Genomic DNA, 22,116 nt, shown 5'->3' on the forward strand with positions numbered 1-22,116 from the left:
CCCGCAAGGGGTCGCCAAGAAAGCCCCCGTTGTGTAGCGGCCTAGCACGCTGCCCTCTCACGGCAGTAGCGCCGGTTCGAATCCGGTCGGGGGTACTGATCCCGCAAGGGGTCGCCAAGAAAGCCCCCGTTGTGTAGCGGCCTAGCACGCTGCCCTCTCACGGCAGTAGCGCCGGTTCGAATCCGGTCGGGGGTACCAGAGCAGGAAGGCCGGTGGGCTCGCCCATCGGCTGAATGCTTTGTTGGGGTATGGTGTAATTGGCAGCACGAGTGATTCTGGTTCATTTAGTCTAGGTTCGAGTCCTGGTACCCCAGCCAGAAATAAAAGCCCCGGAGATCCGGGGCTTTTGCGTTTTCCGGAGCGGCCTTCCCCGGTGGCTTTCCCGGGGCGCCCCGACCCCGGGTGACTTTCCCGGGCGCAGCGGAAAAGGGCCCGTACCGGAGTTTCCGGTGCGGGCCCTTTCCGTTGTCCGCCGGTGCCGCTCAGCCGCGGCGGAGTGCCTCGGTGAGGCGGTTGGCGGCCTCGATGATGGCCTGGGCGTGCAGCCGGCCCGGGTGGCGGGTCAGGCGCTCGATCGGGCCGGAGACGGAGACGGCGGCCACCACGCGGTTGGAGGGGCCGCGGACGGGCGCGGAGACGGACGCCACGCCCGGCTCGCGCTCGCCGATGGACTGGGCCCAGCCGCGGCGCCGGACGCCGCTCAGCGCGGTGGCGGTGAAGCGGGCGCCCTGGAGGCCGCGGTGGAGCCGCTCGGGCTCCTCCCAGGCCAGCAGGACCTGGGCGGCCGAGCCGGCCTTCATCGGCAGGGTGCTGCCGACCGGGACGGTGTCCCGCAGACCGGAGAGCCGCTCGGCGGCGGCTACGCAGATCCGCATCTCGCCCTGCCGGCGGTAGAGCTGTGCGCTCTCGCCGGTGACGTCGCGCAGGTGGGTCAGGACCGGGCCCGCGGTGGCGAGCAGCCGGTCCTCGCCCGCCGCGGCGGAGAGTTCGGAGAGACGGGGGCCGAGGATGAACCGCCCCTGCATGTCCCTGGTGACCAGACGGTGGTGTTCGAGTGCGACGGCGAGTCTGTGGGCTGTGGGCCGCGCCAGACCGGTGGCGGCGACCAGCCCCGCCAACGTGGCGGGGCCCGACTCCAGTGCGCTCAGCACCAGAGCGGCCTTGTCGAGAACGCCGACGCCGCTAGAGTTGTCCATGCCCTAAGACTGCAGTCTCATTCCGCGAGACGCAAGTTCAATCTTCCGGGAAAAGCGCCACTCTGGAGAGAGCAGCCCGGGAGACGTCCAGGATGCGGCCTCGACAGAGCGTCCGCATGGTGGACACCGATCCGGCGTGCAGGTCGCGCGGCGCAAGCCTCACAGGGCGGCGAAAGCACTGACCTCGACGACACGAGAAGGCCGGCAACGCGGCCGGCTGGAGGGAACCCGATGGGACGGACACTCGCAGAGAAGGTCTGGGACGACCACGTCGTGCGGCGCGCGGAGGGCGAGCCCGACCTGCTCTACATCGACCTGCACCTGCTGCACGAGGTGACCAGCCCGCAGGCCTTCGACGGCCTCCGGCTGGCCGGACGCACGGTCCGCCGCACCGATCTCACGATCGCCACCGAGGACCACAACACCCCGACCCTGGACATCGACAAGCCGATCGCCGACCCGGTCTCCCGGGTACAGCTGGAGACGCTGCGCCGCAACGCCGCCGAGTTCGGGGTGCGGATCCACTCGCTGGGCGACATCGAGCAGGGCGTCGTCCACGTGGTCGGCCCGCAGCTCGGCCTGACCCAGCCCGGCACCACCGTCGTCTGTGGGGACTCTCACACCTCCACCCACGGTGCGTTCGGCGCCCTGGCGTTCGGCATCGGCACCAGCCAGGTCGAGCACGTGCTGGCCACCCAGACCCTCCCGCTGGCGCCGTTCAGGACCATGGCGATCACGGTCGAGGGCGAACTGCCCGAGGGCGTCACCGCCAAGGACCTGATCCTGGCGATCATCACCAGGATCGGCACCGGCGGCGGTCAGGGCTACGTCCTGGAATACCGCGGCTCGGCCATCCGCGGCCTCTCCATGGAGGCCCGCATGACCATCTGCAACATGTCCATCGAGGCGGGCGCCCGGGCCGGCATGATCGCCCCCGACCAGACCACCTTCGACTACCTGGAAGGCCGTCCGCACGCGCCCAAGGGCGAGGACTGGGACGCCGCGGTCGCGTACTGGAAGACCCTGGCCACCGACGAGGACGCGGTCTTCGACCACGAGATCTTCATCGACGCCACCGAGCTGACCCCGTTCGTCACCTGGGGCACCAACCCGGGCCAGGGCGCGCCGCTCGGCTCCGCCGTGCCCGACCCGGCGTCCTTCGCCGACCCGCAGGAGCGGACCGCCGCCGAGAACGCCCTGGCGTACATGGGCCTGGAGGCCGGCACCCCGCTGCGCGAGGTCAAGGTCGACGCCGTCTTCGTCGGCTCCTGCACCAACGGCCGGATCGAGGACCTGCGGGCCGCCGCGGCCATCGTGGAGGGCCGCCGGATCGCCGACGGCGTGCGGATGCTGGTCGTCCCCGGCTCGGTGCGGGTCGCCCTGCAGGCCGTCGAGGAGGGCCTGGACAAGGTGTTCACCGCGGCCGGTGCCGAATGGCGCCACGCGGGCTGCTCGATGTGCCTGGGCATGAACCCCGACCAACTGGCCCCCGGCGAGCGCTGCGCCTCCACCTCGAACCGCAACTTCGAGGGCCGGCAGGGCAAGGGCGGCCGGACCCACCTGGTCTCGCCGCAGGTCGCCGCCGCGACCGCGGTGCTCGGCCGACTGGCCGCACCCGCCGATCTGACCGCCGACGTCGCTGTGGAGGCCTGAGCAGCATGGAGAAGTTCACCACCCACACCGGTTCGGCCGTGCCGCTGCGCCGCAGCAATGTCGACACCGACCAGATCATCCCGGCGCACTGGCTGAAGAAGGTCACCCGTTCCGGTTTTGAGGACGGGCTGTTCGAGGCCTGGCGCAAGGACGAGTCGTTCATCCTCAACCGGCCCGAGCGCCAGGGCGCCACGGTGCTGGTGGCCGGCCCCGAGTTCGGCACCGGATCGTCCCGTGAACACGCCGTCTGGGCACTGCAGAACTACGGTTTCCACGCCGTGATCTCGTCCCGCTTCGCCGATATCTTCCGCGGTAACTCGCTGAAGAACGGCCTGCTCACGGTCGTCCTGCCGCAGGAGACGGTGGAGCGGCTGTGGGCGCTCACCGAGGCCGACCCGACCGCCGAGATCACCGTCGACCTGGAGGCCCGCGAGGTGCGCGCCGAAGGCGTCACGGCCTCGTTCGAGCTGGACGACAATGTCCGTTGGCGGCTGCTGAACGGCCTGGATGACATCAGCATCACACTGCAGAACGAGGCCGACATCGCGGCCTTCGAGGCGACCCGGCCGTCGTTCAAGCCGCGTACTCTGCCGGTTGCCTGAGAGTCCGCTGAGAACAAGCATTCTGACGATCCGCCGGATGGCCCGTCCCCCCTCGGGGGGGCGGGCCATCCGCCGTTCCGAACGAGGAGTTCGGGTCCGCAGCAGCCCCCCGATTGCCGATTTGGGATTGCCGCAGAGGGCCCCGCGCAAGTACAACTGCGGGTAGATGGCACAATCAGTACATGCACCGGCACCATGAACCTCCGTACGCGGGCGGCGAACCCGCGTCACCGGAGTCCACGGGCCGGGGATCCGAACGCCGAATTGACGATCGGCCGGACGCCGCCGCCTCACCTGCTGAGGGGCCGGACGACCCGGAAGTCGCAGCGCTCTACGCGCTTGTGGCCGAGCGGTTGAAGCAAGCTCACGCCCGCGTGCATGCGCTGAACGTGTCTGCCGATGCAAAGACCGCTCTCACCCGTCAACTCCTCATCGTCACCGAGACCGCCAAGCGCGATCTTCCGGGGGCGGCAAGGCGGTTGAGTCGCTTTGTGCAGGACCTCGACGAGGGGCGCCCGCCCGTCGACTGAGGTCGCCGACGCGCAAATCCATTGCGACACTAGGGTGATTCGCGCGTTTGGTAATTGAAAGTCCGCAGATACATACCTAACGTGCGAAATGAACGGATGGAATCATCCGGCGCCCGTTTCCGAAGGGGAAGACGTGAACAAGGCTCAGCTTGTCGAAGCGGTGGCCGAGCAGCTGGGCGGTCGCAAGGCTGCCGCAGAGGCCGTCGACGCAGTGCTCGACACCATGGTGCGTGCCGTTGTGGCGGGTGACCGGGTGTCGGTCACCGGTTTCGGCACCTTTGAGAAGGTGGAGCGCTCCGCGCGCTTCGCCCGCAACCCGCAGACCGGTGAGAAGGTCAAGGTCAAGAAGACCTCGGTGCCCCGCTTCCGTCCGGGCCAGGGCTTCAAGGACCTGGTCAGCGGCGCCAAGAAGCTGCCGAAGGAAGGCCCCTCGGTGAAGAAGGCGCCCAAGGGCTCCCTCACCCCGGGCAAGAGCGGTGTCGCCGCGACGCCGGCCGCCAAGCGCGCCGCCACCAAGCGGGCCGCTGCCGCTGCCGCCGCTCCGGCCGCGACCAAGAAGGCCGCCGCCAAGAAGACGGCCACCACGGCCGCCGCCAAGAAGACCACGGCCGCCGCCAAGAAGGCGACCGCCACGAAGGCGACCGCCACCAAGGCGACTCCCGCCAAGAAGACGGCCACCACGGCCGCCGCCAAGAAGACCTCCGCCGCCGCGACCAAGAAGACGGCCGCTGCCAAGAAGACGGTCACCACCGCCGCCGCGAAGAAGACCACGGCCACCGCCAAGAAGGCGACCGCCACGGCCAAGAAGACGGCTCCGGCGAAGAAGACCACCACCCGCAAGACCACCGCGCGCAAGACCAGCGCGAAGTAGTCGCAGGACGGCCTTCGAGAGCCGTGGCGTACCCCCTCCCGGAATTCCGGGTGGACGGGCCGCCACGGCTCTTCCGTTTTTCCGGGCCCTCAGTCAGCATCCGATGGCGCGCAGTGACCGGCGCGCGGGCGGGAACGGACGGGAACCAGCGGAAAAAAAGAGGGAGGCGTCAGCCGGCGGCCGGGTCCGGAAAGGTCTGCAGGGTGAGGAAGACCACCCGGCGGGCCTCGCCGGAGCCCTCGGTGCGGATGCGCACCCGCTGGCCGGGGCGCAGCAGCCGGAGGCCGCCGGCGTCGAAGGCGGCCGCGTCGAACGGCACCGGGGTCCCGTCGTCGAGCAGCACGGAGCCGGCCCGGGTGGCGGGGTCGAAGGTGAACGCGGTGGCCTGCATGGAAGCAGCATAGCGAGCGGTACCGACAGGCCGGGGCGCCGCTCAGGGGCGTCCGAGCCGCACCGCGAGGGCGCCGGTGTGCGGGCCGACACCGAGGGCGAGGGCCTCGGTGAGGTCGGCGCCGGTGTCGACGTCCCGACGGACCGACTCCACGCCCGCGAGCCGCAGTTCGCGGGCGCCGCCGGCCGCGTGCCGGGCCCGGGAGCCGTCGCCGAAGGCGGGGGAGAGCGGGCTGCCGGGGGCGCAGGCGAGCAGCGTGGTGCCCAGCCCGGGGCTGTCGGCCAGGAAGGCGCGCCCGGTCGGCGGGACGGCGCGCAGGACCCGGGCCAGTTCGGCCGGGCGCAGGGCCGGCAGGTCGGCGGAGAGCGCCGCCAGCGGCGCGTGCGGGGCGAGGGCCAGCGCGGCCGACGCACCGTGCGTCAACGCCTGGTTGAGGCCGCCGCCGGGCTCGTCGTCGACGACGACGGCGCCCAGCGCGGCCAGCCGGGCGCCGGCGTCCCGGTCCCGGGTGACCACCAGTACACGGGACACCCCGGAGGTCGCCAGGGCGGCGGCGACGGTGTCGAGGGCGAAGGAGAGTGCCAGGTCCGCCCGGTGCGGCCCGGCGAACGGGGCCAGCCGGGTCTTGGCCAGCGCGAGCGGCTTGAGCGGCAGCACCAGCGACCAGCCGCCGGTGGGTGCGGGGGGCGCGACGGGCCCGCTGGGGCGTACGGTGTCCTGGGTCATCGGCGTCATTGTGACGCCGGTCCAGGAGCTCTCGCCAGGCCGTCCCAGCTGTGCGGACGTGCGTTTGATCACGCCTGCCGGATGTGCTGGCGGGGTTGCTCGACAGGCGGTGAGCGGTCGGGCGAGACTGTTCCGCGCCCGGGTTCCGGGCAGCGGGTCGCCGGTGCGCGGCACCGGAAGGTTATGACTGCGGCACCCCGGGTGCCGCACCGGATGAGGAGGACCTGGGGTGGCCCGCCGCTCGTACGCCGGCTTCGGCAACGCCGATTACGGCATCTGGTACCGCTTCGCGGCCGTGCTGGTGAAGCCGGTGACGACCGCCCTGGTGAAGCCCGACTGGCGGGGCTGGGAGCACCTTCCGGAGAAGGGCGGCTTCATCGCCGCGGTCAACCACAACTCGATCATCGACCCGGTGGTGTACGCGCACTGGCAGTACAACAGCGGGCGCCCGCCGCGCATCCTGGGGAAGTCCTCGTTGTTCTCGGTGCCGTTCATCGGGTTCATGCTGCGCAAGACCGGCCAGATCCCGGTGTTCCGCGAGTCCACCGACGCCGCGGCCGCGTTCCGGGCGGCGATCGACGCGGTCAACAACGGCCAGTGTGTGCAGTTCTACCCGGAGGGCACGCTCACCCGGGATCCGGACCTGTGGCCGATGACCGGCAAGAGCGGGGTGGCCCGCGTCGCGCTGATGACCGGCGCGCCGGTCATCCCGGTGGCGCACTGGGGCGCGCACGAGATCATCCCGCCGTACGGCAGGGGCGGTTCCGGGCGGGGCAGGTTCAACCTGTTCCCGCGCCACAGGGTGACGGTGGCGGCCGGGCCCGCGGTGGACCTGAGCAAGTACCAGGGCCAGGAGCTGACCGCCCAGGTGCTCAGGGACGCCACCGAGGACATCATGGCGGCGATCACCGCCGTGCTGGCCGACATCCGCGGCGAGGAGCCGCCGGCCGAGCGGTACGACATGCGCGCGGCCGCCCGGAGCCGGGCCACCGCCGCGGCGGCCGAGCGGCAACGGGCCGCGGGCACGCGCACGAACGGAACCGAGGAGGCCGGCAAGTGACCCGATGTGCCGTGTTCGGGACGGGTTCCTGGGGGACCGCGTTCGCGATGGTGCTGGCCGACGCCGGCAGCGAGGTGGTGCTCTGGGGGCGCCGCCAGGAGCTGGTGGACGCCATCAACACCACCCGGGTGAACCCGGACTACCTGCCGCAGGTCGAGCTGCCGGCGTCGATCCGGGCCACCACTGACGCCGCCGAGGCGCTGGCCGGCGCGGAGTTCGCGGTGCTCGCGGTGCCCTCGCAGACCCTGCGCGAGAACCTGGCCGCCTGGGCGCCGCTGCTCGGCCCGCGGACCGTGCTGGTCAGCCTGATGAAGGGCATCGAGCTGGGCACGGCGAAGCGGATGAGCGAGGTGATCGCCGAGGTCGCCGGGGTCGGCCCGGAGCGGGTCGCGGTCGTCAGCGGCCCCAACCTGGCGCGGGAGATCGCCAACCGGCAGCCCGCCGCGAGCGTGGTGGCCTGCACCGACGAGTCGGTCGCCAAGCGCCTCCAGGCGGCCTGCCACACCCCGTACTTCCGCCCGTACACCAACAGCGACGTGATCGGCTGCGAGCTGGGCGGCGCGGTGAAGAACGTGATCGGCCTGGCGGTCGGCATGGCCGACGGCATGGGGCTCGGCGACAACACCAAGGCGACGCTGATCACCCGCGGGCTGGCCGAGACCACCCGGCTGGGGCTGGCGCTCGGCGCCGACCCGTACACCTTCGCCGGGCTCGCCGGGATGGGCGACCTGGTGGCGACCTGCTCCTCGCCGCTGTCGCGCAACCACACCTTCGGCACCAACCTCGGCCGGGGCATGTCGCTGGCGGAGACCATCGCCGCCACCCGGCAGACCGCGGAGGGCGTGAAGTCCTGCGAGTCGGTGCTCGACCTGGCCCGGCGCAACGGCGTCGACATGCCGATCGTCGAGGCCGTGGTGGACGTGGTGCACAACGGGCGGCCCACCCAGGAGGCGCTGGCCGCGCTGATGGCGCGGTCGGCCAAGCCGGAACGGCACTGACGGCCCGTCCCCGCGGCCTGTTCCCGCCGTCTGTCCCCACCCCCGTCCCCGGCGCCCGGGCGCCGGGGATTCCGGGGCGGCGCACTTTCCGGAAACCTTTCGCACGGTAGTCTCAAACCCGATATGAGCATCGAACAGACCTCCCCGAATCCGTCCGCGAAGCCGCGCGTAGCGATCGTCTTCGGCGGCCGCAGCTCCGAGCACGCCATCTCGGTCTCCACCGCGGGCAGCGTGCTCAGGGCGATCGACCGCGAGAAGTACGACGTGCTGCCGATCGGCATCACCCACGAGGGCCGCTGGGCGCTGGTCAGCGACGAACCGGCCCGGATGGCGATCACCGACGGCCGTCTGCCGGACGTCGCCCACGTGGCCGAGGCCCTCGACGGCCGGGTCGCGCTGCCGCTCGACCCGGGCAGCCGCGAGGTGGTCTGGAGCGAGCCGGGTTCCGCTCCCAAGGTGCTCGGCGAGGTCGACGTGGTCTTCCCGCTGCTGCACGGCCCCTGGGGGGAGGACGGCACCCTGCAGGGCCTGCTGGAGCTCTCCGGCGTGCCCTACGTCGGCAACGGCGTGCTCGCCAGCGCGGTCGGCATGGACAAGGAGTTCACCAAGCGCGTCCTGGCCTCGCACGGCCTGGGCGTCGGCCGGTACACCGTCGTCCGTCCGCGCGAGTGGGAGAGCGAGGCGGGCCGCGCCGCCGTCCGCGAGCGGGCCGCCGAGCTGGGCCTGCCGCTGTTCGTGAAGCCCTGCCGGGCCGGTTCCAGCATGGGCATCACCAAGGTCAAGGACCTCGCCGACCTCGACGCGGCGATCGAGGAGGCCCGTCGGCACGACCCCAAGCTGATCATCGAGGCGGGTGTCTCCGGCCGCGAGATCGAGTGCGCGGTGCTGGAGTTCGAGGACGGGCCGCGGGCGAGCGTGCCGGCCGAGATCCTGGTCGGCGGCGGCTACGAGTTCTACGACTTCGACGCCAAGTACATCGACTCCTCCGAGGTGCGGATCCCGGCCGGGCTCCCGGAGCCGGAGACCGCCGAGATCCGGCGCCAGGCGGTCGAGGCCTTCGAGGCGCTCGGCTGCGAGGGCCTGGCCCGGGTGGACTTCTTCCTGCTGGACGACGGCAGCTGGATGATCAACGAGATCAACACCATGCCTGGCTTCACCCCGATCTCGGCCTACCCGAAGATGTGGGAGGCCAGCGGGCTGACGTACCCGGAGCTGGTCGACCGGCTGCTCCAGGCGGCGCTGCGCCGTTCGACCGGCCTGCGGTAGCGGGTCCGGACCGGCGACGGACGACGGCGGGCCGGGAAGCTCCCGGCCCGCCCTCGCACCTACCGTGTCGCTACGGGATGTTGGCCTTCACCACGTCGGAGAGGGCGGCGGCCGCGTCCAGCGGGTTGGCGGTGACCCCGCCGGGGACGGTCACCTCGACGAAGGCGGCGCGCTGGGTGGCGGTGAACCGGTAGCCGCCGTCGTTCAGCTGCTCCGGCCACCAGGTGACGTCGTTGACCGTGGGGGACATCTCGGCCTGGCGGTCGCCGGTGAGCCCCTCGGGGTGCGGCACGCCGCAGCGCAGCACGGTGCGCGGGCTGGTGTCCCAGGCCGCGACGAACGGTGAGGCGGGGGACGGGTCCCGGCGCTGGTGGCCGAGCAGGGTCGACGGCAGCGCGGCGGCCAGCGCGCGGCAGTACTCGGCCTGGCGGCTGGTCGGCGTCGGCGCCTCGATCTTCTCGGGCGCGCTCCAACTGCCGAGCAGCACCACCACGGTGCAGGTCAGCGCGACGGGCACCGCCAGCCACCGGACGGGGGCCGGCAGTGCCGCCAGGACGCGGGGGACACGGAGTTCTCTGGCCACCCGCCGATGGTAGCCGGGCTTACAGATGCACCACCGGACAGGTGAGGGTCCGGGTGATGCCCTCGACCTTCTGGATCTTGGCGACGACGAGCCGGCCGAGGTCGTCGACGGTCTCGGCCTCGGCCCGCACGATCACGTCGTAGGGACCGGTCACGTCCTCGGCCTGGATGACACCTGGGATTTCGGAGATGGCCGCGGCCACGGGAGTGGCCTTGCCGACCTCGGTCTGGATCAGGATGTATGCCTGTACCACGGGGACCTCCCGGCGGCTGGTTACGGGGATCGCCGCCGTGATCGCCCGGTCAGGCGCGAGGGTGGGAACGGGCTCACCGGCAGTCTGATCACCACGCTACCCCGCAGCGGGCCGAGGAGGGGAGACCTCGGCGCTCTGGAAGGGCGTACGCTGCGCGCGGGGGCCGCTTGTGCCGTACGGCGACAAGCTTCCGGCTGGAACGCGAGAGGACGCAGATGCAGGGGACCGTGGGCGAGCTTGGCGAGTTCGGCCTCATCAGGGAGCTGACCGCCCGGGTACCGCTCACCGACGCCGTCGACCTCGGTCCCGGTGACGACGCCGCGGTGGTGAAGGCGCCGGACGGCCGGGTGGTGGCCACCACGGACGTGCTGATCGAGAACCGGCACTTCCGCCGGGACTGGTCCACCGCCTACGACGTGGGCCGCAAGGCCGCCGCGCAGAACCTCGCCGACGTGGCCGCGATGGGTGCCGTGCCGACCGCGATCCTGCTCGGGCTGGTCGCCCCCGCCGATCTGCCCACCACCTGGGCCACCGAGCTGATGGACGGGCTGCGCGACGAGTGCCAGGTGGCCGGTGCGACGGTGGTCGGCGGCGATGTGGTGCGCGGTGACACCATCATGCTGGCCATCACGGCGCTCGGGGACCTTCAGGGGCGTGCGCCCGTGACGCGCGCCGGGGCACAGGTGGGCGACGTGGTCGCGGTCACCGGCTGGCTCGGCTGGTCGGCCGCCGGACTGACCGTGCTGCAGCGCGGGTTCCGCTCCCCGCGGGCCTTCGTCGAGGCGCACCGCCGCCCCGAGCCGCCGTACCACGCGGGCCCGGCCGCGGCCGAGTTGGGCGCCACCGCGATGATCGACGTGAGTGACGGGCTGGTCGCCGACCTCGGCCATGTCGCCCGGGCCAGCGGGGTGGACATCGACCTCAGGGCCGCCGACTTCGACGTCCCGGCGCAGATGGCCGACATCGGCCAGGCGGTCGGGGTGGACCCCTTGGTCTGGGTGCTCTCCGGCGGCGAGGACCACGCGATCGTGGCGACCTTCCCGCGCGGGGCCCAACTGCCCGCCCGCTGGCGGGTGGTGGGCGTGGTGGCCGGCCGGGCGAGGCCCGCCCGCGGCGGCCGGGTGACGGTGGACGGCGAGGCCTGGGACCGGGTCGGCGGCTGGGACCACTTCGCCGAGTGACCTGTCCGGCCGGGTGGACGACTCCCCGGCGCGGGTGGTGCGGACGGCGCGGGGACGGGCGGGGGCGACGTCCGGGACGCTCCCCGAGTGCGGTGGACGGGCACGGGGGGACTGACCGCGTAGGCTTGCGGACGACCGGGCCCGCCCGCCCTTCGGCGCGGGTGGTCTGAACCACTTGCGGAGCGGGAGAGCACAGCCACCATGCGCATCGGTGTCCTGACCAGCGGCGGCGACTGCCCCGGCCTCAACGCGGTGATCCGTTCCGTGGTGCACCGCGGCACGGATGTGCACGGCGACGAGATCGTCGGCATCGAGGACGGCTTCCTCGGCCTGATCGAGGGCCGCACCCGGCCGATCTCGCACGACGACGTCACCGGCCTGCTGACCCTCGGCGGCACCATCCTGGGCTCGGCCCGGGTGCAGCGCGACCGGATCGCCTGGGCGGTGGAGAACGCGCAGACCCTGGCCCGGGACATCGGCATCGACGCGCTGATCGCGATCGGCGGCGAGGGCACGCTGACCGCCGCCAAGATGTTCAGCGACGCCGGGCTGCCGGTGGTCGGCGTCCCGAAGACCATCGACAACGACATCGACGCCACCGACGTCACCTTCGGCTTCGACACCGCGGTGCACGTCGCGACCGACGCGATCGACCGGCTGAAGACCACCGCGGAATCCCACCAGCGTGTGATGGTGGTGGAGTTGATGGGCCGTCACACCGGCTGGATCACCCTCACCGCCGGCATGGCGGGCGGTGCGCACGGCATCCTCATCCCGGAGAAGCCGTTCGACATCGAGGCGGTGGCCCGGATGGTCGAGGACCGCTTCTCCCGGGGCAAGAAGTTCGCCATCATCGCCGTCGCCGAGGGCGCCGCCCCGCTGCCCGGCACCATGCGCTTCGACCACGGCACCGTCGACCAGTACGGCCACCAGACCTTCGGCGGGATCGGCAACCGGCTCGCCAACGAGCTGGAGAACCTGCTCGGCAAGGAGGCCCGGCCGGTCATCCTCGGCCACACCCAGCGCGGCGGCACCCCCACCGCCCGCGACCGGGTGCTCGCCACCCGGTTCGGCTGGCACGCGGTGGAGGCCGTCCACCGGGGCGAGTTCGGGTACTTCACCGCGCTGCGCGGCAACTCCATCGAGCTGGTGCCGGTCGCGCAGGCCGTCACCCGTCTCAAGACCGTGCCGCAGGACCGCTGGCTGGAATCCGAAGCCGTGCTCTGAACCGGCCCGGGTAGGTTGGGCGCATGGCTCTTGCGTCCCCCACCCCCGCCACCGCTCCTCCGCGTGTGCTCACCGTCGCCGGCTCCGACTCCGGCGGCGGCGCCGGCATCCAGGCCGACCTCAAGGCGATGCTCGCCCTCGGCGTCCACGGCATGAGTGTGATCACCGCCGTCACCGCACAGAACTCGCTCGGGGTCCAGGGCTACTGGGAGCTGCCGGCCGAGGCCGTCCGGGCCCAGTTCCGCAGTGTGGTGGACGACATCGGGGTGCAGGCCGTGAAGACCGGCATGCTCGCCTCGACCGAGCTGGTCGAGACCGTCTCCGAGCTGCTGGCCGGGGTGGACGCCCCGGTGGTGGTCGACCCGGTCGGCGTCTCCAAGCACGGGGACGCGCTGCTGGCCGCCGAGGCCGTCGCCACCGTCCGGGAGAGACTGCTGCCGGTCGCCACCCTCGCCACGCCCAACCTGCACGAGGTGACGCAGCTCACCGGCCGGACCGTCGAGCGCGAGGCGCAGATGCTCGACGCGGCCAAGGCGCTGCTCGACCTCGGTCCGCGCTGGGTGCTGGTGAAGGGCGGCCACCTGGAGGGCGAGGCCGCCGACCTGCTCTACGGCGGGGCGGGGGAGGAGTACTGGTACCGAGCCCCGCGCTTCGACAACCGGCACACCCACGGCACCGGCTGCACCCTGGCCAGCTCGATCGCCGCAGGCCTCGCCAAGGGCGAGTCGCTGCCCGAGGCGGTGGCCTCCGCCAAGGAGTACATCACCGGGGCGATCGCCGGAGGGTTCGCGCTCGGCGCCGGGATCGGACCGGTCGACCACGCCTGGCGCTGGCGCTGACACCGTCATGGGCGGGCCCGAGGGCCCGCCCATGACGGTGCGGAAAAACAGAAAGCCGGTTCATCCGAGGATGAACCGGCTGACTGGAGGACCGGCTTACCGGTCTGCGCGTCAGCGCGAGACCTTACCGGCCTTGATGCACGAGGTGCAGACGTTGAGCCGCTTCGGCGTCCGCCCAATCACAGCGCGCACCGTCTGGATGTTGGGGTTCCAACGACGGGGGGTACGGCGGTGAGAGTGGGAGATGCTGTTGCCGAAGCCCGGCCCCTTGCCGCAGACGTCGCAGTTGGCAGCCACAGGAGTCACTCCAAGACTTCAGATCATTTACGTTCGAAAACCCCGCTGGACCAGCGGAGCACTCTCGTGAACCGGACCGGACCGAAGGGTGAGCCCGGATTGTTCCAGGCAACCGGAAGAGCATACAACGCTTGCTTCCGTTCGACGAAACTACCACGACCACGCGGGTGATCGCTTCGCTCACGGCCCCCCGGCGCCGCCCCCCGGCCCCCGATAACCTGCCGGTATCACCCCTCGCCGTTCACTCTCAGGCCATCACGGCGTCCCATCCGGAGGAGACCTGGTGCTGCACACGCTCGACGCCCCGGCCGTGCGCACCTGGTGCCAGCTGGCTCTGCGCGCGCTCGGCCAGGCCCGCGAGGAGATCGACGCACTCAACGTCTACCCCGTCCCGGACGGAGACACCGGCACCAACCTCTATCTGACCGTGGAGTCGGCCGCGGCCGCGGTGGAGAGCCGGTTCACCGACCCGGCCGGGGACCCGGAACCCGGGCTCGCCGAGGCCGCCCGGGCGATGGCCCGGGGGGCGCTGATCGGCGCCCGCGGCAACTCCGGCGTGATCCTGGCCCAGTGGCTGCGCGGCACCGCCGAGACCCTGGCCGGGGGCGGCGGCGCCGAGCAGCTGCGCGCCGCGCTCCAGCGCGCCGCCGAGTCCGCCTACCAGGCCGTCGCGGAACCCGTCGAGGGCACCCTGCTGACCGTCGCCCGGGTGGCCGCCCGGGAGGCGGCCCGGGTCGGCGGCGGGCTCGCCCAGGTCGCCGACACCGCCCACCGCGCCGCCCGCGACGCGCTGCGGCACACCCCCGAGCAGCTCTCCGTCCTGGCCGAGGCCGGGGTGGTGGACGCCGGCGGGCGCGGCCTGGTCGCCGTGCTCGGGGCCCTCGCCGACGCGGTGGCCGGGCACCAGCCGATGGGCCCGGTCGCGCTGCGCGGGGACGTCCGGACCGCCGGGAGCTGCGCGGGCGCGCACCTTCGGCCGCCCGGCCCCGGCCACCCCGCCTTCGAGGTGATCTACCTGCTGGACGCGCCGGACGAGGCGCTGCCCGCGCTCCGGACGCGGCTCGGCGCGCTCGGCGACTCGCTGGTGGTCGGCGGCGGCGACGGCCTGTGGAACGTCCATGTCCACGTGGACGACGCGGGCGCCGCCGTCGAGGCCGGGGTCGAGGCCGGGCGCCCGCACCAGATCCGGATCACGCACTTCGCCGAGGCCGCCGCACGCTCCGGCACCGCGGCCGAGCGGGGCGAGCGAGCGGAGCGCGCCCGGGCGGTGCTCTCCGTGGTCTCCGGCGCGGGCCTGGCCGAACTCTGCGAACAGGCCGGTGCCGCCGTGCTGCGCGCCGACCCGGACCGCCCGCCCGCCAGCGCCGAACTCGCCGAGGCGGTCCGGCGGGCCGCCGCCCGCGAGGTCGTCCTGCTGCTCAACGACCCCGAACTGCGGGCCGCCGCCGGGGCCGCCGCCGACCAGCTGCGCGAGGAGGGCATACGGATCGCGGTGCTGCCCACCCGCTCGCCGGTCCAGGGCCTGGCCGCGCTGGCCGTGCACGAGGCGGGCCGCCGGTTCGACGAGGACGTGGTGGCCATGACGTCCGCCGCCGGTGCCACCCGGCACGCCGAACTCGCCCTCGCCGAGGGGGAGTCCTGGACGATGGCCGGGGTCTGCCAGGCCGGGGACGTGCTCGGCCTGATCGACGGCGACGTCGCGGTGATCGGCACCGGGCTGGCCGAGGTCGGCGAGAGCGTGCTCGACCGGATGCTCGGCGCGGGCGGCGAACTCGTCACCCTGGTCCTCGGCGAGGGCGCGCCCGCCGGCCTGGCCGAGCGGCTGGTCGCGCACGCCCGGCACCGGCGCCCCGAGGTCGACGCGGTGGTCTTCCACGGCGGCCAGGAGTCCGCGCCGCTGCTGATCGGGGTGGAGTGAGCCGCCGGCCCGCCGGCCCGCCGGTCCGCCGGGCTGACGCACCGCCGCTCCGGTGGTTCTGTCGGCCCGGTGGTGTAAACAGGGCGTGATGGGCGCTCTCGATGAACCACTGACCAAACTGGTCGGCGACCGTACCGCCAAGGTGCTCGCCGACAGCCTCAAGCTGCGCACGGTCGGGGACCTGCTGCACCACTATCCGCGCCGCTACGTCGAACGCGGCCAGCTCACCAGCCTGGACGAGCTGGAGATCGACGAGCACGTGACCGTGCTGGCCCGGATCGAGAAGGTCACCCTGATCCCGTTCCGCGGCCGCAAGGGCGACCGCCTGGAGGTCGTCGTCACCGACGGCCGCAGCCGGCTCTCCCTGGTCTTCTTCAACCAGGGCTGGCGGCAGAAGGAGCTGCGGACCGGCGCCCAGGGCCTGTTCGCGGGCAAGGTCGGCGTCTTCAACCGCACCCGCCAGCTGGTCTCGCCCGACTACCAGCTGCTCGACGAGGACGCCGGGTCCGACGCGGCCCGGCAGTTCGCCGGCCGGCTCATCCCGGTGTACGGCGCCAGCGCCCAGATGCCCAGCTGGAAGCTGTCGATCTGCGTCGAGACGGCGCTCACCAAGCACCTGGCCGACGTCGGCGAACCGCTGCCCGCCGAACTGCGCGAGCGGCACGACCTGATCCCGCTGCCCGAGGCGCTGGAGCTGGTCCACCGCCCGCGCAGCCAGGCCGACCGCGAGCGCGCCCAGAGCCGGCTGCGCTGGGACGAGGCGTTCGTCCTCCAGGTCGCGCTCGCCCAGCGCCGGGCCGCCGACTCCGCGCTGCCCGCCGTCCCGCGCCTGCCCCGGGCGGGCGGCCTGCTGGACGCCTTCGACGCGCGGCTGCCGTTCACCCTCACCGACGGCCAGCGGACCGTCTCCGCCGAGATCGCCGCCGACCTGGCCACCTCCCACCCGATGCACCGGCTGCTCCAGGGCGAGGTCGGCTCGGGGAAGACGCTGGTCGCGCTGCGCGCCATGCTCGCCGTGGTGGACGCCGGCGGCCAGGCCGTCCTGCTCGCGCCCACCGAGGTGCTGGCGCAGCAGCACCACCGCTCGATCGTCGAGATGATGGGCGACCTGGCCGAGGGCGGCATGCTCGGCGGCTCGGACCTCGGCACCAAGGTGGTGCTGCTGACCGGCTCGATGGGCGTTCCGGCCCGGCGGCAGGCGCTGCTGGACATGGCCTGCGGTGACGCGGGCGTCGCCATCGGCACCCACGCGCTGATCGAGGACAAGGTGCAGTTCCAGGACCTCGGCCTGGTCGTGGTGGACGAGCAGCACCGCTTCGGCGTCGAGCAGCGGGACGCCCTGCGGGCCAAGGGCGAACAGCCGCCGCACCTGCTGGTGATGACGGCCACCCCGATCCCGCGCACCGTCGCGATGACGGTCTTCGGGGACCTGGAGACGTCCGTGCTGGACCAGCTGCCGGCCGGGCGCTCGCCGATCTCCACCCATGTCGTCCCGGCCGTCGAGAAGCCCAACTTCCTGGCCCGTGCCTGGGAGCGGGTCCGCGAGGAGGTGGCCAAGGGCCACCAGGCGTACGTGGTCTGCCCCCGGATCGGGGACGAGGAACCCACCGACCCGAAGAACGCGAAGAAGAAGCGCAAGCCGGCGCCGGACGACCCGGAGGACCTGGGCGCCGACAGCGACGAGCGCCGGCCCCCGCTGTCCGTGGTCGAGACCGCCGAGATGCTGGAGAAGGGGCCGCTGGCCGGGCTGCGGGTGGAGATCCTGCACGGCCGGCTGGCGCCCGAGGCGAAGGACGAGGTGATGCGCCGGTTCACGGCCGGCGCGGTGGACGTCCTGGTGGCCACCACCGTGATCGAGGTCGGCGTCAACGTCCCCAACTCCACCGCGATGGTGATCATGGACGCGGACCGGTTCGGCGTCTCCCAGCTGCACCAGCTGCGCGGCCGGGTCGGGCGCGGCAGCGCGGCGGGCCTCTGTCTGCTGGTCAGCGACATGCCGGCGGGCAGCCCCGCCCGGGCCCGGCTGGACGCGGTCGCCGGCACGCTGGACGGCTTCGAGCTGTCCCGGATCGACCTCGAACAGCGCCGCGAGGGCGATGTGCTGGGCCAGGCGCAGTCCGGGGTGAAGTCCTCGCTCAAGGTGCTGTCCGTGCTGGAGGACGAGGACGTCATCGTGACGGCCCGCACCGAGGCCACCCGGCTGGTCGCCGAGGATCCCGGGCTGGCCGCCCATCCGGATCTGCGCACCGCGCTGGAGAGCCTGATCGACGAGGACCGCGCGGCCTACATGGAGAAGGGCTGAGCGCGTTCGTCCAGGGTCGATTGTCAGACCCCCGGGAGAGAATGGAGTTGTTCAGGGCGCACTCCCAACGTGCGTACCTGGCGCGACATTTGGGGGTCATGCCATGGCATTCCGTCATCTCAACGAGCTCCCGCTGGGCGACAAGGTCTTCCGGATCGAACTCGCCAGCGACGACGACCGCGAGGTCACCCTCACCCTGACCGGCTGGCGGGAGGGGGCGGCGGCCTCGCCGCTCGCCTCGGGCCGGCTCCGCCTGCCGGTCGAGGACGTCGCCTCGCTGCGGATCGCGCTCAACCGCGCGCTGCGGGCGCTGGCGATCGTCGCCGATGTCTCCGAGCCCATCCCCGACCGTGACGTGCTGCGCGAGCTCTACCCCGGCCATGGCGCCCCCTGGGTGCCGCAGCACGAGGAGGAGCTGGTCCGGCGGTTCCACGACAGCGAGACCATCGCCCGGATCGCCGCCCGCTTCGGCCGCACGCCCGACTCCGTCCGCACCAAGCTGCGCGAGCTCGGCCACGACCCGCGCCGCCCCGAGTTCTGCCCGCCCGACGGCTGCCTCTCCTGGTCCCGCTACGCCTCGCCGACACTGCTCGGCGCGGCCGTTCCGGCCCAGACCGCGGTCCCCGACGCAAGCTGAGCACCCGGCCCCTCCCGCCGGACCGGGCTGAGCCGAGGGGCCGACGACGCGAGCGAGCCGAAGGGGCGCGGGAGGGAGGGCGGCGGTACCGGGCACCAGCGCCCCGGAGGCGAGCCGAGCGCGGAGCAGGGGATAGCGTGGTGGGCAGCGACGAAAGGACCTCCCACCACCATGACCCGCGTCATCGCCGGGGCGGCCGGCGGCCGTCGGCTGGCCGTACCGCCCGGCCGGGGCACCCGCCCGACCTCCGACAAGGCCCGCGAGGCGATGTTCTCCACCCTGGAGTCGCTGCGCGGGACCCTGCACGGGGTCCGGATGCTCGACCTGTTCGGCGGATCGGGCGCGGTCGGTCTGGAGGCGCTGTCGCGCGGCGCCGAGCACGTGCTGCTGGTCGAGGCGGACGGCCAGGCGGCCCGGGTGATCCGGGAGAACGTCCGGATCGTCAACCTCCCGGGGGCCGAGGTGCGGGCCGCCCGGGCCGAGAAGGTGATCGTGGGGCCGGCCCCGGAGGTCCCGTATGACCTGGTCTTTCTCGACCCGCCGTACGTCGTCACCGACGACGAGGTGCGCGAGATGCTGATCACACTCCTGGCCGGGGACTGGCTCGCGGACGGCGCACTCGTCACCGTGGAGCGCAGCACCCGCGGTGGCGGGTTCGGCTGGCCGGAGGGCTTCGAGGGGGTGCGCTCGCGCCGTTACGGCGAGGGCACGCTCTGGTACGGTCGCGCCGCCGCCGAGGCTCGCCAACACTCGTAACGGGCCGAGGCCCGCAGCAGCCGTCACCCGATGAGGGAGCACCCACGCCATGCGTCGCGCCGTCTGTCCCGGATCGTTCGACCCGATCACCAACGGTCATCTCGACATCATCGAGCGGGCCTCGAAGCTGTACGACGTGGTGCATGTCGCGGTCCTGATCAACCGGAACAAGCAGGGCATGTTCACCATCGAGGAGCGGATCGGCCTGATCGAGGAGACCACCGCCCAGTACGGGAACATCGTGGTGGAGTCGCACAGCGGCCTGCTGGTGGACTTCTGCCGGGAGCGCGACATCCCGGCGATCATCAAGGGCCTGCGTGCCGTCAGCGACTTCGACTACGAGCTGCAGATGGCGCAGATGAACCACGGCCTCAGCGGCGTCGAGACGCTGTTCGTGCCGACCTCGCCGACGTACAGCTTCCTGTCGTCCACCCTGGTCAAGGAGGTCGCCTCGTACGGGGGCGACGTCTCGCACCTGCTGCCGGAGACGGTGCACCGCCGGCTGGTCGACCGGATCGCGGAGCGCAGGGCCGCGCAGTAACGCGCGGGCTTTCCGCTCGTCCGTCCGTTCGCCCGCCCGTCCGCTCGGAGTCTGTTTCTGCCGGTTCGTCATGAGTTGTCCCCGGTCCGGGCGGGCGGTCCGGTCCGGGCGTTGTGACCTCGCGCGGCGGTGGCCGTAAAGTCTGTATTCCTGCCCTGCGGTGAGGTCCACCGCGCTGGGCCTGCCTCCGCCGGACCGTCGGCGGCACACGGAAAGACGAAGCCCCGTGGACGTGCAGAACAAAGTCGACGAGATCGTCGCGGCCGTCGAGAACGCCCGCGCGATGCCGATGTCGGCCTCCTGCGTGGTGAACCGAGCCGAGCTGGTCGGTCTGCTCCAGGGCCTGCGGGCGGCCCTGCCCGCCGAACTGGCCCAGGCGCAGTCCGTGATGGCGGACCACGAGCAGGTGGTGGCCGAGGCGCAGGCCGAGGCGGAGCGGATCATCCAGGGCGCGCACGCCGAGCGCGGTTCGCTGATCTCCGACACCGAGGTGGTCCGCCGGGCCCAGGCCGAGGCGGACCGCATCCTCGCGGAGGCGCGGGCCGAGGCCGAGGCCAAGCTCAGTGAGGCCGACGACTACGTGGACAGCAAGCTCGCCAACTTCGAGGTCGTGCTCACCAAGACGCTGGGCGCGGTCGGCCGCGGCCGGACCAAGCTGCGCGGCGACGCCAGTGTCTTCGAGACCGAGTACGAGGGCGAGAGCGACGGCGAGGAGTTCCGGCCGCAGCAGCGGATCAGCCCGAGCCCCGAGGTCGACGAGTACGTCGATGTGAAGCTCGCCACCCTGGAGGCCGTCCTCGGCAAGACGCTGGCGGCCGTCGGCAAGGGCCGCGACAAGCTGCTCGGCAAGGCCCCGATCGACGAGCTGGGCGCCTACCTGGCCGCCGCCGACCAGGCCCAGCAGGCCAAGAACCGCGCCGAGGCGGTCGCGGCGGGCTTCGCCGCCGACGCCGACGGCGAGGAGATCCCCTGGTACCGCGAAGAGGTGCCGCAGCAGCAGACCTGGCCCGAGCAGACCCCGGCCGCGGCCGGCTGGCAGACCCCCGGCGCGGACCAGTACGCGGCCGCCCAGCAGCAGGGCGGGCAGTACGCCGAGGTCTACGGCGGCGGCTTCGATCCGGCCGTGCAGGGCGACCCCTACGGCGCCCAGTACGGCTACCCGCAGCAGCCGCCCCAGCAGCCGGGCTACCCGGCCGGGCGGCAGGACGCCTGGGGGAACCCGCAGCCGGACGGCACGGACGGCTACCCCCAGCAGCAGCAGGGCTTCGCCGCCCAGCAGTACGACGCGTGGGGGCAGCCCCAGCAGACCGCCGGGGGCGGCTACCCGCCGCCGCCGGCCGCCCCACCGCAGCTCCCGCAGCAGCAGCAAGGGCTGGACGAGACCAGCTTCTTCGACACCAGCATGATCGACATGACCAGGCTCAGGGAGCTCGGCGGCCGCTGATCCCGGCCGCCCGGCCGGGTGCCTCACGGGGTGCCCGGCGAGGGCCCCGGCGGGGAGCCCGGCCGGGACCGAAGTTGGGCCTGACGGGAGACTCCGGTAGTCTGACCACTCCGGCCTCTCCGTGTCGGGCCGTCGGTCTGCCCGCGCATCATCCGATGAGCAGCGCCGCACCTCAGTCTCCTCAGGAAGTCAGGACACCTTGAACCGCCTCGACCACCGCGACCCCCTCGTGTTCGACACGCACGAGCTGGGACGTCGCCCGGGCTCGCTGCGCAAGGTGTCCCGCACCCTGGAGGCCCCCGAGGGCCTCGGGATCATCGATGTGATCGGCGTCCCGGAGAAGAGCGAGATCCGGCTGGAGCTCCGCCTGGAGTCCGTGGTCGAGGGTGTGCTGGTGACCGGCACCGCCGAGGCCCGGGTCGAGGGCGAGTGCGCACGGTGCCTGGAGCCGGTCGAGGACGACCTCGAGGTGGACTTCCAGGAGCTGTACTACTACCCGGAGTCCGACGAGCGCCACCGCGCCCGGACCGCCGGGGCCGAGGACCTCGACGAGGACTCGGACGAAGAGACTTACCGTCTGGAGGGCGACTTCTTCGACCTCCAGCCGGTGCTGCGTGACGCGGTGGTGCTCGCACTGCCGCTGCAGCCGGTGTGCCAGGACGACTGCCTGGGCCTGTGCTCCGAATGCGGAGCGCGCCTGAGCGACGACCCGGCGCACCACCACGAGGCCGCCGACCCCCGGTGGGCGGCTCTGCAGGGACTCTCCGCCGCCCCCGGCGACGAGGGTGACGGGATCAAGAACAGCGACACCCGTGAGGGTGCCGCCGAGAACCAGGAGAAGTAGC

At 72.7% G+C, this 22,116-nt stretch carries 23 protein-coding genes and 3 tRNA genes; 20 read left to right on the forward strand and 6 right to left on the reverse strand.

The genetic code is table 11. The annotated features are described in order from the left end of the window. Positions 1 to 22: 22 nt before the first annotated feature. The 3 genes from AB0P06_RS19475 (at position 23) to AB0P06_RS19485 (ending at position 317) form a co-directional block, all read left to right on the forward strand. Positions 23 to 95 (forward strand) — tRNA-Glu (locus tag AB0P06_RS19475). A 27-nt stretch (positions 96 to 122) separates the two neighbouring features. Beyond that, a tRNA-Glu gene (locus AB0P06_RS19480) sits at positions 123 to 198 on the forward strand. 44 nt (positions 199 to 242) lie between these two features. Further along, positions 243 to 317: transfer RNA gene (locus AB0P06_RS19485), tRNA-Gln, on the forward strand. Positions 318 to 482: 165 nt separating this feature from the next. Here AB0P06_RS19485 and ndgR read toward each other — a convergent pair. Continuing rightward, complete coding sequence (gene ndgR, locus AB0P06_RS19490) at positions 483 to 1,196, reverse strand: IclR family transcriptional regulator NdgR (protein ID WP_148642806.1); 714 nt, start codon at positions 1,194 to 1,196, stop codon at positions 483 to 485. Between the two features lie 231 nt (positions 1,197 to 1,427). Between ndgR and leuC the strand changes: the two genes are divergently transcribed. From leuC to AB0P06_RS19510, 4 genes are all read left to right on the forward strand, one after another. Continuing rightward, a complete protein-coding gene (gene leuC / locus AB0P06_RS19495) occupies positions 1,428 to 2,849 on the forward strand; it encodes a 3-isopropylmalate dehydratase large subunit (protein ID WP_363608864.1) in 1,422 nt (473 codons plus the stop codon). A gap of 5 nt (positions 2,850 to 2,854) precedes the next feature. Continuing rightward, positions 2,855 to 3,451, forward strand: coding sequence for a 3-isopropylmalate dehydratase small subunit (leuD, locus tag AB0P06_RS19500; RefSeq protein ID WP_363608866.1), 597 nt, complete (start codon positions 2,855 to 2,857; stop codon positions 3,449 to 3,451). 341 nt (positions 3,452 to 3,792) lie between these two features. After that, a complete protein-coding gene (locus tag AB0P06_RS19505; RefSeq protein WP_363608995.1) occupies positions 3,793 to 3,981 on the forward strand; it encodes a hypothetical protein in 189 nt (62 codons plus the stop codon). A 133-nt stretch (positions 3,982 to 4,114) separates the two neighbouring features. Beyond that, positions 4,115 to 4,852, forward strand: coding sequence for an HU family DNA-binding protein (locus AB0P06_RS19510; protein ID WP_363608868.1), 738 nt, complete (start codon positions 4,115 to 4,117; stop codon positions 4,850 to 4,852). Positions 4,853 to 5,021: 169 nt separating this feature from the next. Here the strand turns inward: AB0P06_RS19510 and AB0P06_RS19515 are convergent, their stop codons facing one another. Both AB0P06_RS19515 and cofC read right to left on the reverse strand, forming a co-directional pair. Then, a complete protein-coding gene (locus AB0P06_RS19515) occupies positions 5,022 to 5,243 on the reverse strand; it encodes a hypothetical protein (protein WP_363608870.1) in 222 nt (73 codons plus the stop codon). A 42-nt stretch (positions 5,244 to 5,285) separates the two neighbouring features. Further along, entirely contained in the window at positions 5,286 to 5,969 is a 684-nt protein-coding gene (gene cofC, locus AB0P06_RS19520; protein ID WP_363608872.1) for a 2-phospho-L-lactate guanylyltransferase, read from the reverse strand. A gap of 229 nt (positions 5,970 to 6,198) precedes the next feature. On the opposite strand from cofC, the gene AB0P06_RS19525 reads away from it, so the two are divergent. The 3 genes from AB0P06_RS19525 to AB0P06_RS19535 all read left to right on the forward strand — a co-directional run bounded on the left by AB0P06_RS19525 (position 6,199) and on the right by AB0P06_RS19535 (position 9,293). Then, positions 6,199 to 7,029, forward strand: coding sequence for a lysophospholipid acyltransferase family protein (locus AB0P06_RS19525; protein ID WP_363608874.1), 831 nt, complete (start codon positions 6,199 to 6,201; stop codon positions 7,027 to 7,029). Then, complete coding sequence (locus AB0P06_RS19530; RefSeq protein ID WP_363608876.1) at positions 7,026 to 8,027, forward strand: NAD(P)H-dependent glycerol-3-phosphate dehydrogenase; 1,002 nt, start codon at positions 7,026 to 7,028, stop codon at positions 8,025 to 8,027. Before AB0P06_RS19525 ends, AB0P06_RS19530 begins: the two co-directional genes overlap by 4 nt. Before the next feature lie 123 nt (positions 8,028 to 8,150). Further along, complete coding sequence (locus AB0P06_RS19535) at positions 8,151 to 9,293, forward strand: D-alanine--D-alanine ligase family protein (RefSeq protein ID WP_363608878.1); 1,143 nt, start codon at positions 8,151 to 8,153, stop codon at positions 9,291 to 9,293. A gap of 70 nt (positions 9,294 to 9,363) precedes the next feature. On the opposite strand, the gene AB0P06_RS19540 is transcribed toward AB0P06_RS19535, so the two are convergent. Next, complete coding sequence (locus AB0P06_RS19540) at positions 9,364 to 9,876, reverse strand: DUF3515 family protein (protein ID WP_363608880.1); 513 nt, start codon at positions 9,874 to 9,876, stop codon at positions 9,364 to 9,366. A gap of 19 nt (positions 9,877 to 9,895) precedes the next feature. Continuing rightward, on the reverse strand, positions 9,896 to 10,129 hold the full coding sequence (locus tag AB0P06_RS19545) for an Lrp/AsnC ligand binding domain-containing protein (protein ID WP_363608882.1): 234 nt from the start codon (positions 10,127 to 10,129) through the stop codon (positions 9,896 to 9,898). Between the two features lie 215 nt (positions 10,130 to 10,344). Between AB0P06_RS19545 and AB0P06_RS19550 the strand changes: the two genes are divergently transcribed. The 3 genes from AB0P06_RS19550 (at position 10,345) to thiD (ending at position 13,376) form a co-directional block, all read left to right on the forward strand. Next, positions 10,345 to 11,310, forward strand: a complete 966-nt coding sequence (locus AB0P06_RS19550; RefSeq protein ID WP_363608884.1) for a thiamine-phosphate kinase — start codon at positions 10,345 to 10,347, stop codon at positions 11,308 to 11,310. 201 nt (positions 11,311 to 11,511) lie between these two features. Beyond that, entirely contained in the window at positions 11,512 to 12,537 is a 1,026-nt protein-coding gene (locus tag AB0P06_RS19555; protein ID WP_363608886.1) for a 6-phosphofructokinase, read from the forward strand. A gap of 23 nt (positions 12,538 to 12,560) precedes the next feature. Further along, positions 12,561 to 13,376, forward strand: coding sequence for a bifunctional hydroxymethylpyrimidine kinase/phosphomethylpyrimidine kinase (gene thiD / locus AB0P06_RS19560; protein WP_363608888.1), 816 nt, complete (start codon positions 12,561 to 12,563; stop codon positions 13,374 to 13,376). Positions 13,377 to 13,487: 111 nt separating this feature from the next. Here the strand turns inward: thiD and rpmB are convergent, their stop codons facing one another. Next, complete coding sequence (rpmB, locus tag AB0P06_RS19565) at positions 13,488 to 13,673, reverse strand: 50S ribosomal protein L28 (protein WP_014138233.1); 186 nt, start codon at positions 13,671 to 13,673, stop codon at positions 13,488 to 13,490. 283 nt (positions 13,674 to 13,956) lie between these two features. Between rpmB and AB0P06_RS19570 the strand changes: the two genes are divergently transcribed. From AB0P06_RS19570 to AB0P06_RS19600, 7 genes are all read left to right on the forward strand, one after another. Next, positions 13,957 to 15,591, forward strand: coding sequence for a DAK2 domain-containing protein (locus AB0P06_RS19570; protein ID WP_363608890.1), 1,635 nt, complete (start codon positions 13,957 to 13,959; stop codon positions 15,589 to 15,591). Positions 15,592 to 15,679: 88 nt separating this feature from the next. Next, positions 15,680 to 17,893 carry an ATP-dependent DNA helicase RecG gene (gene recG / locus AB0P06_RS19575; protein WP_363608892.1) on the forward strand — a complete coding sequence of 738 codons (2,214 nt, stop codon included), beginning with the start codon at positions 15,680 to 15,682 and terminating at the stop codon, positions 17,891 to 17,893. 103 nt (positions 17,894 to 17,996) lie between these two features. After that, positions 17,997 to 18,530, forward strand: a complete 534-nt coding sequence (locus tag AB0P06_RS19580) for a hypothetical protein (RefSeq protein WP_363608894.1) — start codon at positions 17,997 to 17,999, stop codon at positions 18,528 to 18,530. 171 nt (positions 18,531 to 18,701) lie between these two features. After that, the gene (gene rsmD / locus AB0P06_RS19585; RefSeq protein WP_363608896.1) at positions 18,702 to 19,286 is read left to right on the forward strand and encodes a 16S rRNA (guanine(966)-N(2))-methyltransferase RsmD; all 585 of its coding nucleotides are present in this window, start codon (positions 18,702 to 18,704) and stop codon (positions 19,284 to 19,286) included. Between the two features lie 49 nt (positions 19,287 to 19,335). Further along, complete coding sequence (gene coaD / locus AB0P06_RS19590) at positions 19,336 to 19,827, forward strand: pantetheine-phosphate adenylyltransferase (RefSeq protein WP_363608898.1); 492 nt, start codon at positions 19,336 to 19,338, stop codon at positions 19,825 to 19,827. 226 nt (positions 19,828 to 20,053) lie between these two features. Further along, a complete protein-coding gene (locus AB0P06_RS19595; protein WP_363608900.1) occupies positions 20,054 to 21,271 on the forward strand; it encodes a cell division initiation protein in 1,218 nt (405 codons plus the stop codon). Positions 21,272 to 21,470: 199 nt separating this feature from the next. Then, on the forward strand, positions 21,471 to 22,115 hold the full coding sequence (locus AB0P06_RS19600) for a DUF177 domain-containing protein (protein WP_363608902.1): 645 nt from the start codon (positions 21,471 to 21,473) through the stop codon (positions 22,113 to 22,115). The last annotated feature ends 1 nt before the right edge of the window (position 22,116 follow it).

The sequence above is a fragment of the Kitasatospora sp. NPDC088351 genome (assembly GCF_040685575.1).
In the GTDB taxonomy this organism is placed as follows: domain Bacteria; phylum Actinomycetota; class Actinomycetes; order Streptomycetales; family Streptomycetaceae; genus Kitasatospora.